This window comes from Pseudomonas sp. NFACC16-2 (assembly GCF_900119205.1).
GTDB lineage: Bacteria > Pseudomonadota > Gammaproteobacteria > Pseudomonadales > Pseudomonadaceae > Aquipseudomonas > Aquipseudomonas fluorescens_Q.
Genome location: NZ_FPIX01000005.1, coordinates 129462 through 146361 on the forward strand (window position 1 = coordinate 129462; position 16900 = coordinate 146361).

Below are 16900 nucleotides of genomic sequence, written 5' to 3' on the forward strand. Positions count from 1 at the left end.
GCGATTTAGAGGCTGGTTATCTGCAAGCGTCAGCAATCGCTTCGGCCAGCAGGTCCAGGCGCGTGGCGTCGATGCCGGCCACGTTGGCCCGGCCGGTGCCGACCATGTAGACGCTGTGGCGCTCGCGCAGATGCTTGACCTGTTCCGGCGTCAGGCCGGTGTAGGAAAACATCCCGCGTTGCACGCCGATATGGGCGAAGCGTTCGCGCAAGCCATGGGGTTCGAGGGCCTCCAGCAAGCCGCTGCGCAATTGCGCGATGCGCAGGCGCATGGCCTGGACTTCATCGGCCCACAGGCTTTTGAGTTCCGGGTTGCCGAGAATGGTCGCCACCACGGCCGCACCATGATCCGGCGGTGTCGACCACAGGTTGCGGGCGATGTTTGCCAGTTGGCTGCGGATATCCACCAGCTTCTCGGCATCCCGGGCACAGACGATCAACGCACCGGTACGATCGCGGTACAGGCCGAAGTTCTTCGAGCAGGAACTGGTGACCAGCACTTCCGGCAGGGCTTGGGCAAACAGCCGGACCGCCCAGGCGTCCTGTTCCAATCCATCGCCGAAGCCCTGGTAGGCGAAATCGATCAGCGGCAGCAGGTCGCGGTCGCGCACCACCTCCAACACCTGACGCCATTGCTCATGGGACAGGTCGAAGCCGGTGGGGTTGTGGCAGCAGGCGTGCAGCAGCACCACATCGCCTTTGGGTGCCTGGTTCAGGGCCGCCAGCATCGCCTCGAAATCCAGGCGGTTATCGGCGCCCACGTAAGGGTAGTGACTGACCTTGACCCCGGCCGCGGCGAAGATGGTCTCGTGGATCGGCCAGGTCGGGTTGCTCAGCCACACGCCACGGTCCGGCAGGCATTGAGCGATGAAGTCGGCACTCAGGCGCAGCGCACCGGTACCGCCCGGTGTCTGGGTGGCGCCGGCACGTTTTTCGCTGATCAGTGGAGAGTCGGCGCCCAGTACGAGCTCGTTGATCAATTGGCCGAATGCAGCGTCGCCATGGCCGCCGATGTAGGTCTTGGTGGTCTGGCGATCCACTAGCCGTTGTTCAGCCTGTTTCACTGACTGAAGAATCGGCGTCAGGCCCTGGGCATCCTTGTAGACGCCCACGCCCAGATCGAACTTGCTCGGGTTGGCGTCCGCCCCATAGGCCTCCATCAGGCCCAGGATCGGGTCGCCGGGGACCCGGCCGATGGCGTCGAAATGCATTACTTGCGGCCCTCGGCGGTCTTGGCCACGTCATCGGTGCGGGCGGCCATGATGAAGTCGTTGCGGTGCAGGCCCTTGATGGAGTGGCTCCACCAGGTCACGGTGACTTTGCCCCATTCGGTGAGCAGGCCTGGGTGGTGGCCTTCGGCCTCGGAGATCTCGCCGACGGCGTTGGTGAACGCCAGGGCGTGCTTGAAGTTCTTGAACAGGAAAACTTTTTCCAGTTGCATCACGCCGTCGCGCACTTCGATGTTCCAGTCGGGGATCTGCTTGATCAGCACCGGCAGTTCTTCGTCGCTGACTTGCGGGGCATCGGCGCGGCAGGCTTCGCAATGGGCTTGGTTCAGAGTGTTCATGGTGTGTTCCTGGATCGAATATTTGGAAAACGTCGATGCATCCACGCTAAAGCAAAGCGGCGTCGTGCAACAGACTCAATTGGGATTAAAAGAGGCGGTTCACGCCGCTTTTGGTGGGAATTTCGGGGCATGCAAGCCCAGCTCCCGACCGCGCTTGACCATGCCCATGATGTCTTCGTGGGCCAGGTCGAACAGGCGCTTGAGTTCGGGCAGTACGAAATACACCGGTTGCAGGATGTCGATGCGATACGGCGTGCGCATGGCTTCCAGCGGATCGAAGGCCTGGTTTTCCGGTTCGTCCGACAGGCAGTACACGGTTTCCTTGGGTGAAGACAGGATGCCGCCACCATAGATGCGTCGACCCTGCGGGGTCTGCACCAGGCCGAATTCGATGGTCATCCAGTACAGGCGCGCCAGGTAGACGCGTTCTTCCTTGGAGGCCTGTAGGCCGAGTTTGCCGTAGGTGTGGGTAAATTCCGCGAACCAAGGGTTGGTCAGCAGCGGGCAGTGGCCGAAGATCTCGTGGAAAATGTCCGGCTCTTGCAGGTAATCCAGCTCTTCGCGGGTACGAATGAAGGTCGCCACTGGAAACTGCTTGCTGGCGAGCAATTCGAAAAAGGTCTGGAAGGGGATCAACGCTGGCACCCGGGCGACTTGCCAGCCCGTGGTCTCGCCCAGCACCTTGTTGATTTCGTCCAGTTGCGGGATACGGTCGTGGGGCAGGCCCAGCTTGTCGATGCCATCCAGGTACTCCTGGCACGCACGGCCTTCGATGACTTTCAACTGGCGGGTGATCAGCGTATTCCACACCGCGTGTTCTTCAGCGGTGTAGTGGATAAAACCTTGCGCATCGGGCTCGCGGGCCACGTACTGCGTCTGCTTCATGCTGCTCTCCTGCTGATTTCCCTCGTGGGGAAGGCTGTTTGTTTTTATGTCCAGCGATGCATTAGAGATAACCCGAAGCAGGGATACGTGCAGTAGGGGGGAGCCAGCTAGCGGGGCCAAGAATAGCTCATTTCGTAAACTTATCGTTACACAATCGCCTATGCTTCGGTGGTATCAGGATTTTTGAGTGGGAAACGGCCTGCGGCTGTCACATAATCTTGACAACTATTTGTGTGCCTAGACAAAAAGCCCTACGCAAAACCCCACAGGTGTGTGTCGGGCTTGAATGGGGCGCCTCTCTCTCATCCACATCCGGGCCTTTTCATGCGCATCAAAGTCCATTGCCAGAATCGCATCGGCATCCTGCGGGACATCCTCAACCTGTTGGTGGAGTACGGCATCAACGTCGCCCGAGGCGAGGTCGGTGGCGAGCATGGCAACGCGATCTACCTGCACTGCCCAAACCTGATCAACATCCAGTTCCAGGCGCTGCGTCCGAAATTCGAGGGCATCGCCGGGGTGTTTGGCGTCAAGCGCGTAGGATTGATGCCCAGCGAGCGCCGGCACATGGAGCTCAACGCCTTGCTCGGCGCCTTGGAATTCCCGGTGCTGTCTATCGACATGGGTGGCTCCATCGTTGCGGCCAACCGGGCGGCGGCGCAGTTGCTCGGGGTGCGAGTGGATGAGGTGCCGGGCATCCCGCTGTCCCGCTATGCCGAGGATTTCGACTTGCCGGAACTGGTGCGCGCCAACCAGTCGCGCATCAACGGCCTGCGGGTCAAGGTCAAGGGAGATGTGTTCCTGGCCGACATCGCGCCACTGCAATCGGAGCACGACGACAGCGAAGCCATGGCCGGTGCGGTGCTGACGCTGCATCGGGCCGACCGCGTGGGCGAGCGGATCTATAACGTGCGCAAGCAGGAGTTGCGCGGCTTCGACAGTATTTTCCAGAGTTCGAAAGTGATGGCGGCGGTGGTCCGCGAGGCCCGGCGCATGGCCCCGCTGGACGCGCCGCTATTGATAGAAGGCGAAACCGGCACTGGCAAGGAACTGCTGGCCCGCGCCTGTCACCTGGCGAGCCCGCGCGGGCAATCGCCATTGATGGCGCTCAACTGTGCCGGGCTGCCGGAGTCCATGGCCGAGACCGAACTGTTCGGCTATGGCCCGGGGGCCTTCGAAGGTGCCCGGGCCGAAGGCAAGCTCGGCCTGCTGGAACTGACCGCCGGGGGGACGCTGTTCCTCGACGGGGTCGGGGAAATGAGCCCGCGCCTGCAAGTGAAACTGCTGCGCTTTCTGCAGGACGGTTGCTTCCGGCGTGTCGGCAGCGATGAAGAGGTGTACCTGGACGTCAGGGTGATCTGCGCCACCCAGGTCGATTTGTCCGAACTCTGCGCCCGGGGCGAATTCCGTCAGGATCTGTACCACCGCTTGAACGTGCTGTCCTTGCACATCCCACCGCTGCGCGAATGCCTCGATGGCCTGGCGCCGCTGGTGGAGCATTTTCTTGACCAAGCCAGTCGCCAGATCGGTTGTCCGCTGCCCAAGCTGGCCCCGGCGGCGATGGAGCGTCTGAGTCACTACCACTGGCCGGGCAACGTCCGGCAGTTGGAAAACGTGTTGTTCCAGGCGGTTTCCCTGTGCGATGGCGGGACGGTGAAGGCCGAGCATATCCGCTTGCCGGACTACGGCGTGCGTCAGCCCCTTGGCGATTTTTCCCTGGAGGGGGGGCTGGACGAGATCGTTGGGCGTTTCGAGAAAGCGGTGCTGGAGCGCTTGTATTCGGAGCACCCCAGCAGCCGGCAACTGGGCAAGCGGCTGGGGGTTTCCCATACGACCATCGCCAATAAGTTGCGTGAGTATGAAGTCGGCAAAGAACCCAGTGCGTAATCAATTGTGGCGAGGGGATTTATCCCCGCCGGGCTGCGTAGCAGCCCCAAAGCAGTCAACCTGACACACTTTAGTTGTCTGTTTTTAGGGGCGCTTCGCACCCCAGCGGGGATAAATCCCCTCGCCACAAGAATGTGGAGCAGTTGCCGCAGGGGTATACCTTTGCCTTGCAGCGGCACGACACCGCCGGTTTTTCGTCTTCGATCCATTCCAGAAATCCCTTCCAGAACCCACAAGCCCTTTGTTTACCGGGCCTCGTGGCGCCAGAAAAAAGTTGGTCTGCAAATTGCTTAAGGCTGTGCAACACAGCAGTGGGCGGCAAACGTCCGGCATGCAGAGGAACGACAGTGGACAAGTACCTTTATGTGGCAATGACCGGCGCCAGCCAGAACGCACTGGCGCAGCGGGCCCATGCCAACAACCTGGCGAACATCTCCACCAATGGTTTTCAGAAAGACCTGGAGCAGGCGCGCTCGATGCCGGTGTTTGGCGACAGCTTTCCGGCGCGGGCCTTTGCCCTGTCCGAACGGCCTGCCACTGACTTCACCCCGGGTGCGCTGGTGGAAACCGGTCGTGACCTCGATGTCGCGGTGAGTGGGCCGGGCTGGATGGCCGTGCAGAACCCCGACGGCGGTGAAAGCTACGTGCGCACCGGCAGCCTCAATGTTGACGCCCTGGGCGTACTGCGGGCCGGCAACGGCATGCCGGTGATGGGCAACGGCGGTCCGATCGCCGTGCCGCCAGAGCAGAAAATCGAAATCGGCCAGGACGGCACCATCAGCATCCGCGCCATGGGCGAAGGCCCGCGGGTAATGGCTGAAGTGGACCGCATCAAGCTGGTCAACCCGGACCTCAAGAACATGACCAAGGGCCTGGACGGCTCGATCCGGACCAAGGACGGCCAGCCGGCGCCCATCGATGCCAACGTGCAGTTGGTGTCGGGTTTCCAGGAGGCGAGCAACGTCAACGCCGTGGATGAAATGACTTCGGTGCTGGCTTTGGCCAAGCAGTTCGAGCTCCACGTCAAGATGATGAACACCGCCAAAGAAGGCGATGAAGCCATGGCTCGGGTCTTGCAGATCTAATCATTAATTACAGCGCTGCGCCGAAAAACAGGCGTACGAGGAGAATCGAATGCTTCCGGCTCTATGGGTTGCCAAAACAGGTCTGTCCGCCCAGGACACCAACCTGACGACCATTTCCAACAACCTGGCGAACGTTTCGACCACGGGTTTCAAACGTGATCGCGCCGAGTTCCAGGACCTGCTGTATCAGGTGAAACGCCAGCCTGGCGCCCAGTCGACCCAGGACAGCGAACTGCCGTCGGGCCTGCAAGTGGGTACCGGTGTGCGCATTGTCGGCACCCAGAAAAACTTCACCGCCGGCAGCCTGCAAACCACCGAGCAGCCGCTGGACATGGCCATCGACGGTCGCGGTTTCTTCCAGATCCTGCAGCCGGACGGCACCACGTCCTATACCCGTGACGGTACGTTCCACCTCGATTCCAACGGCCAGATCGTCAATGCCAGCGGTTTCGCCCTGGAGCCGGCCATCATCATCCCGAACGATGCTCAGACCTTTACCGTGGGCCGTGACGGCACCGTGTCCATCACGGTGGCGGGCAACCCGGCCTCCCAAGTGATCGGCAACCTGCAGACCGCCGATTTCATCAACCCGGCCGGCCTGCAAGCGGTGGGTAACAACCTGTTCCTGGAAACCGCCGCCAGTGGCGCGCCGCAAGTCGGCACCCCGGGCCTGAACGGTTTCGGCACCACGCTGCAGAACACCCTGGAAACCTCCAACGTGAGCACCGTGGAGGAGATGGTCAACATGATCACCACCCAGCGCGCCTACGAGATGAACTCCAAGGTGATCTCCACCGCCGACCAGATGCTCTCGTTCGTTACGCAGAATCTGTAATCGTCATAACGCCCGTCATTACGTAGACAAGGCGGCCCCTGGGTCGCCTGCAACACCAAGAGGTAGGGTCATGAAACGCTTCGTATCTGTTCTGGCACTGAGTGGGATCACCGCGCTCGCGGGCTGTGTCGCGCCGACACCCAGGCCCAATGACCCCTATTACGCCCCGGTGTTGCCGCGCACGCCGTTGCCGGCTGCGGCCAACAATGGTTCGATCTACCAGGCTGGCTTCGAGCAGAACCTGTACAGCGACCGCAAGGCCTTCCGGGTCGGTGACATCATCACCATCACCCTGAACGAGCGGACCCAGGCCAGCAAGAACGCCAACTCGCAAATGGACAAGACCAGCGCGACCAGCGTCGGTCTGACCTCGCTGTTCGGTTCCAGCCTGACCACCAACAACCCGATCGGTGGCGGCGACCTGAGCCTCAACGCCGGTTACAACTCTGATCGGGCCACCAAGGGCGACAGCAAGTCCGGCCAGAGCAACAGCCTGACCGGCTCGATTACCGTGACCGTCGCCGATGTGCTGCCCAATGGCATCATCGTCGTGCGCGGCGAGAAGTGGCTGACGCTCAATACCGGTGACGAGCTGGTGCGCATCGCCGGCATGGTTCGCGCCGACGACATCGCCACCGACAACACCGTTTCCTCGACCCGTGTGGCCGATGCGCGCATCACCTACTCGGGCACCGGTGCCTTTGCCGATGCGAGCCAGCCAGGTTGGTTCGACCGTTTCTTCCTCAGCCCGAAGTTCCCTTTCTAGGTGGCCCAGTTGAATCTTAAGCAGCTGTTGATCGGTGCCCTGGTGATGTCGGCAGCCTTTGGCGCTCAAGCCGAGCGTTTGAAGGACATCGCCAGCATTTCCGGCGTGCGTTCCAACCAGTTGATCGGCTATGGCTTGGTCGTGGGGTTGAACGGCACCGGTGACCAGACCACCCAGACCCCGTTCACCCTGCAGACCTTCAACAACATGTTGTCGCAGTTCGGCATCAAGGTGCCGGCCGGTTCCGGCAACGTGCAATTGAAGAACGTTGCGGCGGTGTCCATCAGTGCCGATCTGCCGGCATTCGCCAAGCCCGGTCAGCAGGTGGATATCACCGTCTCGTCCATCGGTAACTCCAAGAGCCTGCGCGGTGGCACCTTGCTGCTGACGCCACTCAAGGGTATCGACGGCAACGTCTACGCCGTCGCCCAGGGCAACCTGGTGGTGGGTGGTTTCGATGCCGAGGGGCGCGACGGTTCGAAGATCACCGTCAACGTTCCGTCGGCCGGTCGCATCCCTGGCGGTGCGTCGGTGGAACGTGCGGTGCCGAGCGGTTTCAACCAGGGCAACAGCCTGACGCTGAACCTCAACCGTTCGGATTTCACCACCGCCAAGCGCATCGTCGACAAGATCAACGACATGCTTGGCCCAGGCGTGGCCCAAGCTATCGACGGCGGTTCGATCCGCGTCACCGCGCCGCTGGATCCGAGCCAGCGGGTCGACTACCTGTCGATCCTGGAAAACCTTGAGGTCGATCCGGGCCAGGCGGTGGCGAAAGTCATCATCAACTCGCGTACCGGCACCATCGTGATCGGTCAGAACGTCAAGGTGTCTCCGGCTGCCGTGACCCACGGCAGCCTGACCGTGACCATCACCGAAGACCCGATCGTCAGCCAGCCTGGCCCGTTGTCCAACGGCCAGACGGCCGTAGTGCCTCGTTCGCGGGTCAATGCCGAGCAAGAAGCCAAGCCGATGTTCAAGTTCGGCCCGGGCACTACCCTGGATGAAATCGTCCGGGCGGTGAACCAGGTCGGCGCGGCGCCGGGCGACTTGATGGCGATTCTCGAAGCCTTGAAGCAGGCCGGCGCGTTGCAAGCCGACCTGATCGTGATCTGAGGACCGGTCCATGGACATGCGCAAGGGCACTTTGATCAGCGGGGATTCGGGTTCCTACTCGGACCTGAACCGTCTGAACCAGCTCAAGGTCGGCGACAAGAACAGCGACGGCAACCTGCGTAAAGTGGCTCAGGAATTCGAGTCGCTGTTCCTTGGCGAAATGCTCAAGTCCATGCGTTCGGCCACTGAGGCCTTGGGCAAGGACAATCCGATGAACACGCCGCAAGCCAAGCAGTACCAGGAGATGTACGACCAGCAGTTGGCCGTTTCCATGTCCCGCGAAGGCGGTGGTATCGGCCTGGCCGATGTGTTGCTGCGCCAGATGTCCAAGAACAAACCGCTGGCGCCAGGCGAGGCGGCAAGCTTGTCGGCCGCCAAGCAGCAAGAGGCGCTGGACAAGGTTGCCAAGGCAGCGGTGCCAACGCCTGTGGCCGCCGGCACGCTGCCTGATGGCCCGCTTTCGCGTTCCAACGGCCAGCGTCCGCTGTGGGCTTCCCGGGCGGTGAACGTGCCGCAAGGGGCGGGCGAGGGTACTCACCGCAATGACATGGAGCTGATCAACCAGCGCCGCCTGGCCTTGCCGCCGAAACTGGCTGACCGCCTGCTTGCCGGGCTGGTGCCTTCGGCCGCGGTCAACGCTGATGCGCCTGCACAGAACGTCCTGACGGATCGCGCCATCGCCGCCGTCAAACCGGCGACTGGCGAACTGGCCAATGGCGACTGGTTGGCCGCACTCAAGGCCGCGGAGCCGAAAGGCGACATGCAGGTCTATGGCCGCGCCGTGGCCCAGCCGCCGCTTGCACCGGCACGCAAGGCCTTCCGCGATGCCGACGAATTCGTCAACGCCATGCTGCCAATGGCCAAGGAAGCGGCCGACCGCATCGGTGTCGACCCGCGTTACCTGGTGGCCCAGGCCGCCCTGGAAACCGGTTGGGGCAAATCGGTCATGCGCCAGCCCGACGGCAGCAGCAGCCACAACCTGTTCGGTATCAAGGCCAGCGCCAATTGGAAGGGCGATTCGGCCCGGGCGATCACCAGCGAATTCCGCAATGGTGCGATGGTCAAGGAGACGGCCGAGTTCCGTTCCTACGCCTCGTACCGCGACAGTTTCCATGACCTGGTCAACCTGCTGCAAAGCAACAGTCGCTATCAAGATGTGCTGAAGTCGGCCGATAACCCGGAACAGTTTGTACGCGAGTTGCAGAAAGCCGGTTACGCCACCGATCCGCACTACGCCAGCAAGATTTCGAACATAGCCCGGCAGATGACGAGTTACCAAAACTACGCTTCTGCAGGCGCCACCACGACTTTATAAGGTCTGAACCATGAGTTTGCTCAACATAGGGATGTCGGGTCTGTCTGCAAGCCAGACCGCGTTGGTGACCACGGGTAACAACATCGCCAACGTCGATACCGCCGGTTATTCGCGCCAGCAGACCGTGCAGACCACCAAGGCCTCGAACCAGTACGGCAACGTGTTCATTGGTTCCGGCACGACCCTGGCCGATGTGCGTCGGGTGTATAACGCGTTCCTTGAAGCACAACTGAAAACCACCACCTCGCTCAACAGCGATGCGGCGGCCTACCAAGGGCAGATCACTCCGCTGGATTCCCTGCTGTCGGACAGTGGCACCGGCCTGAATGGCGCATTGACCAAGTTCTTTGCTTCGGTGCAGAACGTCAACGCCAAGCCGGGTGACGATGCTTCCCGCCAGTTGCTGCTCAGCGATGCCCAGGCCTTGAGCAACCGTTTCAATTCGGTTGCCAACCAGTTGACGGAGCAGAGCCAGAACATCAATGGCAACCTGTCGAACATGGTCGACCAGGTCAATAACCTGGCGGCCACCGTTGCGCAGTTGAACAAGAAAATCGCCGAAGTCTCCAACGCCGGCGGCGCGCCCAATGACCTGCTTGATGCCCGCAGCGAAACCATTCGCCAGCTTTCGACGTTCACCGGCACGCAGGTCGTCGAGAACGGCAGCAGCCTGGACATTTACCTGGGCTCCGGCCAACCGTTGGTGATGGGCAATACCGTCAATACCCTGGAAGCGGTGCCGGACAAGAACGATCCGGGGCGCATAGGCATCCAGCTCAACAGCGGTTCCAGCTCCATGGACCTGACCCAGGTGCTCACCGGTGGCGAGATTGGCGGCCTGATGCGCTACCGCAGTACGGTGCTTGACCCAGCCATGAACGAGCTGGGGCGCGTGGCCCTGGTGGTTGCTGATCAGATGAACAGCATCCAGGCTTCGGGCATCGACATGAACGGGGCCTTCGGCTCCAACCTGTTCACTAACATCAACAGTGCCGCGCAGATCAGCCAGCGCAGCGTTGCGTCGTTGAACAACAGCGCCGGCTCCGGCAACTTCAACATTGCCATCAAAGACTCCGGCAAGCTGACCACCAACGATTACAAGGTAACGTTCACCAGCGGCACGGACTACACCGTCCAGCGCCTGCCCGACGGTACTTCGATGGGTGCGTTCAACACCGCGACCACGCCGCCGCCGGTGATCGACGGTTTCTCGATGACCTTTGCCAACGGCACCGCGGCTGCCGGCGACACGTTCAAGCTCACGCCGACCCGCAACGAGGCGGCCAACATCAAGACCGAGATGACCGATTCCAAGCGGCTGGCGATTGCCGCGCCGTTGGGCGCTGCCATCGTGCCAGGGGGCAGCGGTACGCTGACCATCCCGGCCAGCGGCCAGCCGAGCATGACCACCAAGCTGGACATCTACGACGCCGCCACCACGACCATCATCCAGAACGGCATCAAGAACTCCATGCCGGTCAAGGTGGTGTTCGGCGCGACCTCGGCCGATGGCACCAGCCAGGCTTATCAGTTGCTCGATGCCAAGGGTTCCCCGATCAGTAGCGGAACGATCAAGCCCGGCGAAAGCAACACCCTGAGCCTGAGTGTTCCGCTCAAGGACGCCAGTGGTAACCCGATCATGGATTCGTCCGTGCCGCCGGTACAACGCACTGTTACGTTCGACATGTCCATTGCCGGTGCTCCGTCCAACGGCGCCTCGATCAATGTCAGCCTCAGCCAGCCCGGCAGCCTGGACAACCGTAACGGTACTGTCCTGGCCGGCTTGCAGACCGCCAAGACCGTAGACACCGGTTCGGCCAGCAAGGGTATTTCCCTGAACGATGCCTACGGCAAGCTGGTGGAAGGTGTCGGCGCCAAGGCTGCCCAGGGCAAGCTCGACAGCGCGGCCACTGGCGCGATCCTGGACAACGCCAAGACCGCCCGCGATTCGTTGTCGGGTGTGGACCTGGATGAAGAAACCGGCAACCTGGTCAAATTCCAGCAGTACTACACCGCGTCTTCGCAGATCATCAAGGCTGCGCAGCAAATCTTCAGCACATTGATCAACAGTCTTTAAGGAGCCGTAGCCCATGCGCATTTCTACTTCTCAGTTTTACGAAAGCACGGCTGCGAACTACCAGAAAAATTTCGCCAAGGTGGTCAAGACCAGCGAAGAAGCCAGCAGCCTGGTACGTGTGAACACCGCCGCTGATGATCCGGTGGGCGCTTCGCGCTTGCTGCAACTGGGCAACCAGGCTTCGATGCTGTCCCAGTACGAAGCCAACGTCACCACCATCAAGGCCACCCTGGGTACGACCGAAGCGGTCATGACCAGCATCGGCAACGTGCTGCAGCGCGCCAAGGAATTGGCCGTGAGTGCCGGCAACGCTGCCTACACCGACGCAGACCGCAAGGCGGTGGCTTCGGAATTGGGTTCGATCGAAGAACAGCTGCTGAGCTTGATGAACACCAAGGATGAGAACGGCAAGTACATCTTTGCCGGATCCAAAGGTGACGTCGTTCCGTTTACCCGCAACGACGATGGCACCTATAGCTACAATGGCGATCAGGTCACTCTCGACCTGCCCATCGGCGATACCATGTCGATGGCCACCAACAGCACGGGCTGGGAAGTGTTCCAGCAAGCCGTCAACACCAGTCGCAGCCAGGTCACCATGACTGCACCGGCGGTGGATGACGGTCGCGTGGTGTTGAGCAACGGCCAAGTGTCGTCCAGCGTGACCTACAACAGCCAGTTCCGCAGCGGCGAGCCGTACACCGTGGAATTCACCAGCGGCACCCAGTTGAAAATCACCGATTCGGGTGGCAACGATGTGACCGCCGAAGCCAGCAAGGGTGGTGTCATCGACCCCAGCAGCCAGGCCGGGCAGAGTGTGAATTTTCGCGGCGTCGACTTGACCTTGAACGTCAATCTGAAAACCGGCGACGCTGCGGGCACGGTGTTGCCTGGCCATACCTTTACCTTGGCTGCCAAGCCCGATACGTTCACCCCGGCGCGCAGCCCGGGCAATGCCACCGCGACTCAGATCACCGGTAGCGCAATCACCGATCCGGTGGCCTACCACGCCAGTTTCCCGACAGGAGCGGCGGTGCTGAAGTTCACCAGTGCCACGGATTTCGACTTGTACGCAGCGCCCTTGAACGCTGACAGCAAGCCGGTGTCCAGCGGCACCCTGGCGGGCAATGTCGCGACCGCATCCGGTGTGAGTTTCACGCTCAATGGTGCTCCGGCCGCCAATGATCAGTTCAGTATTTCGGTCAATACTCACGAGACGCAGAACATTCTGGACACGGTGAACCAGTTGCGGACCGCTTTGAACACCCCAGTCGATGGCGATGCCATCGCCGGTCAGAAGCTGAATGCGGCAGTGGCTTCGGGTATCGGTAACCTGGCCAGTGGCACTGACCAATTGACCAGCGCGTTGAGCTCGGTCGGCGGTCGCGGCCAGTCGCTAGACACCCAGAGCGATACCAACCAGAGCTTTGTCCTGGCCAATACACAGACCCAATCGGCGATTCGTGACTCGGACGCGGCTGAGGTGATGACTCGTCTGACGCTGCAGCAGACCATGCTGCAAGCTTCGCAACTGGCGTTCAGCAAGATCACCCAGTTGGGGCTGTTCAACAAGATCTGATGGGCTTGGGGGTATGTCGGAATGAGATAACCCCCATTCCTCCGTTTTTTACGGCTCAGGAGGTCGGCTCTCGTGGGAGGCGGCACCGGCCAGCCGAGAGTCTTTCGCGTGAAACCAACTCCTCTTGTCAGCATCGTCATCCCCGCGTTCAACCCTCGCTTTTTCCGTGAGGCGCTCAAGAGTGCCCTGGACCAGGATTACGAAAACCTGGAAGTCATCGTGTGCGATGACTGCCCCGGTGACGACATTCGCCAGATCGTCGACTCATTGCGTGATCACTCGAATGTGACCGTGCGCTACCTGCGTAACCCGCAGCGGCTGGGTTTCCAGCAGAACATGTTGCGCTGCCTGGAAGAGGCCGACGGTGAGTTCATCAAGTTCCTGTGCGATGACGATAAGTTGCTCCAGCCTTGCGTGCGGCAACAGGCACAGGTCCTCGCAGCGCATGACGACGTTCAGTTGGTCATCAGCAAGCGTCACTTTATCGATGCTGACGGTTACGTGCTGCCGATTCGCCTGGAAAACGTCGGCATCGCCTTGTTCGAAGGGTTATACAAGGGTGAAGACCTGTTGGCGTCCGTCGAGGATACGCCGAGAAATATCTTTGGTGGTTTCAGCGGTGCCCTGATGCGTCGGGCGGACATTGTGTCGTTGCTGCCCGCCTTGGCCCAGGTCGGCCAAGGATTTGTCGCGCTGCTTGATCTTGCATTGTTCATTTGCCTGTTAAGGCGCGGCAACCTGGTGGAGCTGTGCAGCCTTGGCAGCCTTGAACGGTTGTACCCGCAAAGGTTGTCTCACCGTCCCGACATCGTCGATGCCTCGATTGTCGAGTGGACCTGGTTGGCCCAGATGTTGGCCCAGCGCAGTGGCGAGCCGGCACCCGCGTCGGGTTGGGTGCGTTATCTGAACCTGGATCAGGTCAAGCCGAACCAGCCCCACGAGTGGGAAGAGTTGAACCTGTATTCGTTGATGGCCAGTCGGCAAGCCATTGTCGCCTATCAGGTCGGCACCGACGCCGAGAGTTACGACGAAGTCTACCGGCAGTGGCTGGAGTATCGACAGTTCGAAAAGGCGCGCCAACGGGTGGTCCTGCGGCAAATCGAACTCTGGGCACAACGCCCGGGCATTGTGCCGGTGGTGTTCGACTTCGATGGGGACGCCGAGGCGGTGGCATTGACGCTGGACAGCATTGCCTCGCAGATCTACACCAGCGAACCGGTGGTGCTGTTTTCCAATGGCCGGGGTACGATCGAAGGCAATGTGATGCGTTTGGCGCTGCAACCCGACTGGGTTCGTGCGCTTAATGAGTTGTTGCCACGCCTGGACGGCGCCCATTGGTTCTATCTGCTGCGTGCCGGTGATCGCTTGAGAACCTCGGCGCTGTTGGTGTTGGCCGAACGAATCAATGCGATGCCTGGCATTGCCTGTGTCTACAGCGACGAAGGTGCGCTGAAAGACGGCAAATCGCTGGAACCGGTCTTCAAGCCTGATTTCAATCTCGACCTGATGCGCGCCTACCCTTATGTGGGCCGGGCCCTGGCCTTCTCGCGCCAGCGCGTGCTGGAACTGGGTGGCTTTGACGCGGACCTGGGCGAACTGGCGCCCCATGATCTGATCTGGCGCCTGGTGGAAACCGATGGCCCGCAGACCATCGAGCACTTGGCGGAGATCCAGGTGGAGTCGACCCAGGCTTTCGCCCAATGGCTTTCGCTACCGCAGGTGATCGAGCAGGGCCCTCGTCTGCTGACGACCCACTTGCAGCGCATTGGTGTGGAGCATCGGCTGCATCCTGGACCCTTGCCGTTGATCCCGCGGATCGAGTACCTGCACCCCGAGCGTCCGCTGGTCTCGATCATCATCAGCGTCAAGGATCAACTGGCGGCGCTGGAAAGCTGCATCAACAGTTTGTTGACCACCACCGACTATGGGCATTACGAAGTCATCATCGTCGACAATGGCAGCGAAAGCGATGACATGCGCAACTGGCTGGCGGCCATGGCCGAGTTGGGCAGCGACAAGTTGCGGATAGTGACCGCTGACGAGCAGGGCAACGAAGCGCAGGTGAGGAATTCTGCGGCCCGGCAGGCTCGCGGTGATTACCTGCTGTTGCTCAGTCCATTTTGCGTGATTCACGACGCGGCCTGGCTGGACGAATTATTGAATCATGCCCAGCGCCCTGAAGTGGCCATCGTTGGCCCGCGAACCCTGAACTTGCAGGGCCAGGTGATCGACACCGGTCTGGTGCTCGGGCTCGACGGCCTGGCCGGTCGGCCGTTTGCCAATGAACAACCGACTGCCGGTGGCTACATGCAGCGTTTGCAGGTCGTGCAGAACTGGAGCGCGGTGAGTGGTCATTGCCTGTTGGTGCGCAGGGCCGTGTTCGATAGCGTGGGAGGCTTGTCGCCTGCCATCGACACGCCAGGCATCAATGTCCTTGAACTGTGCCTGGAAATTGGCAAGCAAGGTTATCTGGTGGTGACGACCCCCTATGCGAACGTGATCCTGAAGCCTTCCGCCGGGGTTGCCCGCGAGGCGTCCTGGAAGCAGCGCGTGGAGCAGGAGCAAGAGTCGTTTTATCAGCGCTGGTTACCCAAGATCGCCAATGACCCGGCCTACAACCGCAACCTTAGCCTGACCGGTAACAGCTTCATCCTGGCACCGGGCCAGCGCACTGGATGGAACCCCCTCTGCAGCCAGCCGCTGCCGTCCATCCTGGGCCTGGCCCTCAACAGTTCAGCCATCGGCCACTATCGCATCAGCCAGCCGCTAATTGAATTGCATAACGCTGGACGGATCGTCGGACGGGTGTCCTATGAAATGCCGTCGATCATCGAAATCGAGCGCGAAGCGCCGGATGTGGTTGTGTTCCAGGGGCGCTACAACAACAGTAAGTTCAATGACCTCGTCCAGGTGAAAACCTATTCGAACGCCATGCGCATCTACGAACTCGATGACTATGTGGCGCGGATCCCCGTAAAGAACGATCACACTCGCAACATGCCGGACAATATCCAGGATCTGTTGGAACGCGGTATCGCCTTGTGCGATCGGGTGGTGGTTTCGACGTTTCCGCTGGCTGACGCGTTGTCGAACCTGCATCACGATATTCGCGTGGTGCCGAACATGCTGGCGCCGCACCTGTGGAACGGCATCTCCAGCCGGCGTCGCACCTCGATCAAGCCTCGGGTCGGTTGGGGCGGCGGCACCAGCCACCGGGGCGATCTGGAAGTCATCGCCGAGGTGGTACGCGAGCTGGCCGACGAAGTCGAATGGGTTTTTTTCGGTATGTGTCCGGATTCGCTCAGGCCCTATGTGCACGAATACCATGCCGGCGTCGCGCTCTCTTCGTACCCGGCCAAGCTGGCGAGTCTGAACCTGGACCTGGCCTTGGCACCGCTGGAGCAGCATATTTTCAATGACTGCAAAAGCAACCTCAGGTTGTTGGAATACGGTGCTTGCGGCTATCCGGTCATTTGTACCGAAACCGAAGCCTATCGCGGTCATCTACCCTGTACCCAGGTGAAGACCAACAGCACGCAGGAGTGGCTGGAGGCGATTCGCATGCATCTGTCAGACCCGCAGGCCAGTTATCGAATGGGTGATCAGCTACGTGAGATGGTGCTGCGCGATTTCATGCTGCGCGGCGATAACCTGCGCTACTGGGCCGATGGCTGGCTGCCGGATTGATTGACAGTATCCGTGCGCGGCCTAGTCTGACCGACAGAACGAGGACCGGATTTCGAACCGGGACGCCATGAACATGATGCCGCCGACCAGGCGACTCGCTCG

At 61.0% G+C, this 16900-nt stretch carries 12 protein-coding genes; 9 read left to right on the forward strand and 3 right to left on the reverse strand.

Going from position 1 to position 16900, the window contains the following annotated elements; translation table 11 throughout:
• Window positions 1-16 precede the first annotated feature (16 nt).
• From BT116_RS06935 to phhA, 3 genes are all read right to left on the reverse strand, one after another.
• Entirely contained in the window at window positions 17-1210 is a 1194-nt protein-coding gene (locus BT116_RS06935; RefSeq protein WP_072341525.1) for an amino acid aminotransferase, read from the reverse strand.
• On the reverse strand, window positions 1210-1566 hold the full coding sequence (locus BT116_RS06940) for a 4a-hydroxytetrahydrobiopterin dehydratase (protein ID WP_003184087.1): 357 nt from the start codon (window positions 1564-1566) through the stop codon (window positions 1210-1212). The genes BT116_RS06935 and BT116_RS06940 overlap by 1 nt, the downstream gene beginning before the upstream one ends.
• A 99-nt stretch (window positions 1567-1665) precedes the next feature.
• A complete protein-coding gene (gene phhA, locus BT116_RS06945; protein ID WP_072341526.1) occupies window positions 1666-2451 on the reverse strand; it encodes a phenylalanine 4-monooxygenase in 786 nt (261 codons plus the stop codon).
• 324 nt (window positions 2452-2775) lie between these two features.
• Between phhA and BT116_RS06950 the strand changes: the two genes are divergently transcribed.
• The 9 genes from BT116_RS06950 to BT116_RS06990 all read left to right on the forward strand — a co-directional run bounded on the left by BT116_RS06950 (window position 2776) and on the right by BT116_RS06990 (window position 16798).
• A complete protein-coding gene (locus BT116_RS06950) occupies window positions 2776-4338 on the forward strand; it encodes a sigma-54-dependent transcriptional regulator (protein WP_072341529.1) in 1563 nt (520 codons plus the stop codon).
• Window positions 4339-4685: 347 nt separating this feature from the next.
• Entirely contained in the window at window positions 4686-5423 is a 738-nt protein-coding gene (locus BT116_RS06955; protein ID WP_060738660.1) for a flagellar basal body rod protein FlgF, read from the forward strand.
• 49 nt (window positions 5424-5472) lie between these two features.
• Window positions 5473-6258, forward strand: coding sequence for a flagellar basal-body rod protein FlgG (gene flgG, locus BT116_RS06960; RefSeq protein ID WP_003199045.1), 786 nt, complete (start codon window positions 5473-5475; stop codon window positions 6256-6258).
• 70 nt (window positions 6259-6328) lie between these two features.
• Window positions 6329-7024, forward strand: coding sequence for a flagellar basal body L-ring protein FlgH (gene flgH / locus BT116_RS06965; protein ID WP_072341533.1), 696 nt, complete (start codon window positions 6329-6331; stop codon window positions 7022-7024).
• Window positions 7025-7069: 45 nt separating this feature from the next.
• Window positions 7070-8140: a flagellar basal body P-ring protein FlgI gene (locus BT116_RS06970; RefSeq protein ID WP_170845953.1), complete on the forward strand. Its 1071-nt coding sequence runs from the start codon at window positions 7070-7072 to the stop codon at window positions 8138-8140.
• Between the two features lie 10 nt (window positions 8141-8150).
• The gene (gene flgJ, locus BT116_RS06975) at window positions 8151-9455 is read left to right on the forward strand and encodes a flagellar assembly peptidoglycan hydrolase FlgJ (RefSeq protein ID WP_072341536.1); all 1305 of its coding nucleotides are present in this window, start codon (window positions 8151-8153) and stop codon (window positions 9453-9455) included.
• 10 nt (window positions 9456-9465) lie between these two features.
• A complete protein-coding gene (gene flgK, locus BT116_RS06980; protein ID WP_072341539.1) occupies window positions 9466-11532 on the forward strand; it encodes a flagellar hook-associated protein FlgK in 2067 nt (688 codons plus the stop codon).
• A gap of 13 nt (window positions 11533-11545) precedes the next feature.
• Entirely contained in the window at window positions 11546-13111 is a 1566-nt protein-coding gene (locus tag BT116_RS06985; protein WP_072341542.1) for a flagellar hook-associated protein 3, read from the forward strand.
• Between the two features lie 108 nt (window positions 13112-13219).
• Window positions 13220-16798 carry a glycosyltransferase gene (locus BT116_RS06990; protein ID WP_072341695.1) on the forward strand — a complete coding sequence of 1193 codons (3579 nt, stop codon included), beginning with the start codon at window positions 13220-13222 and terminating at the stop codon, window positions 16796-16798.
• Window positions 16799-16900: the final 102 nt, after the last annotated feature.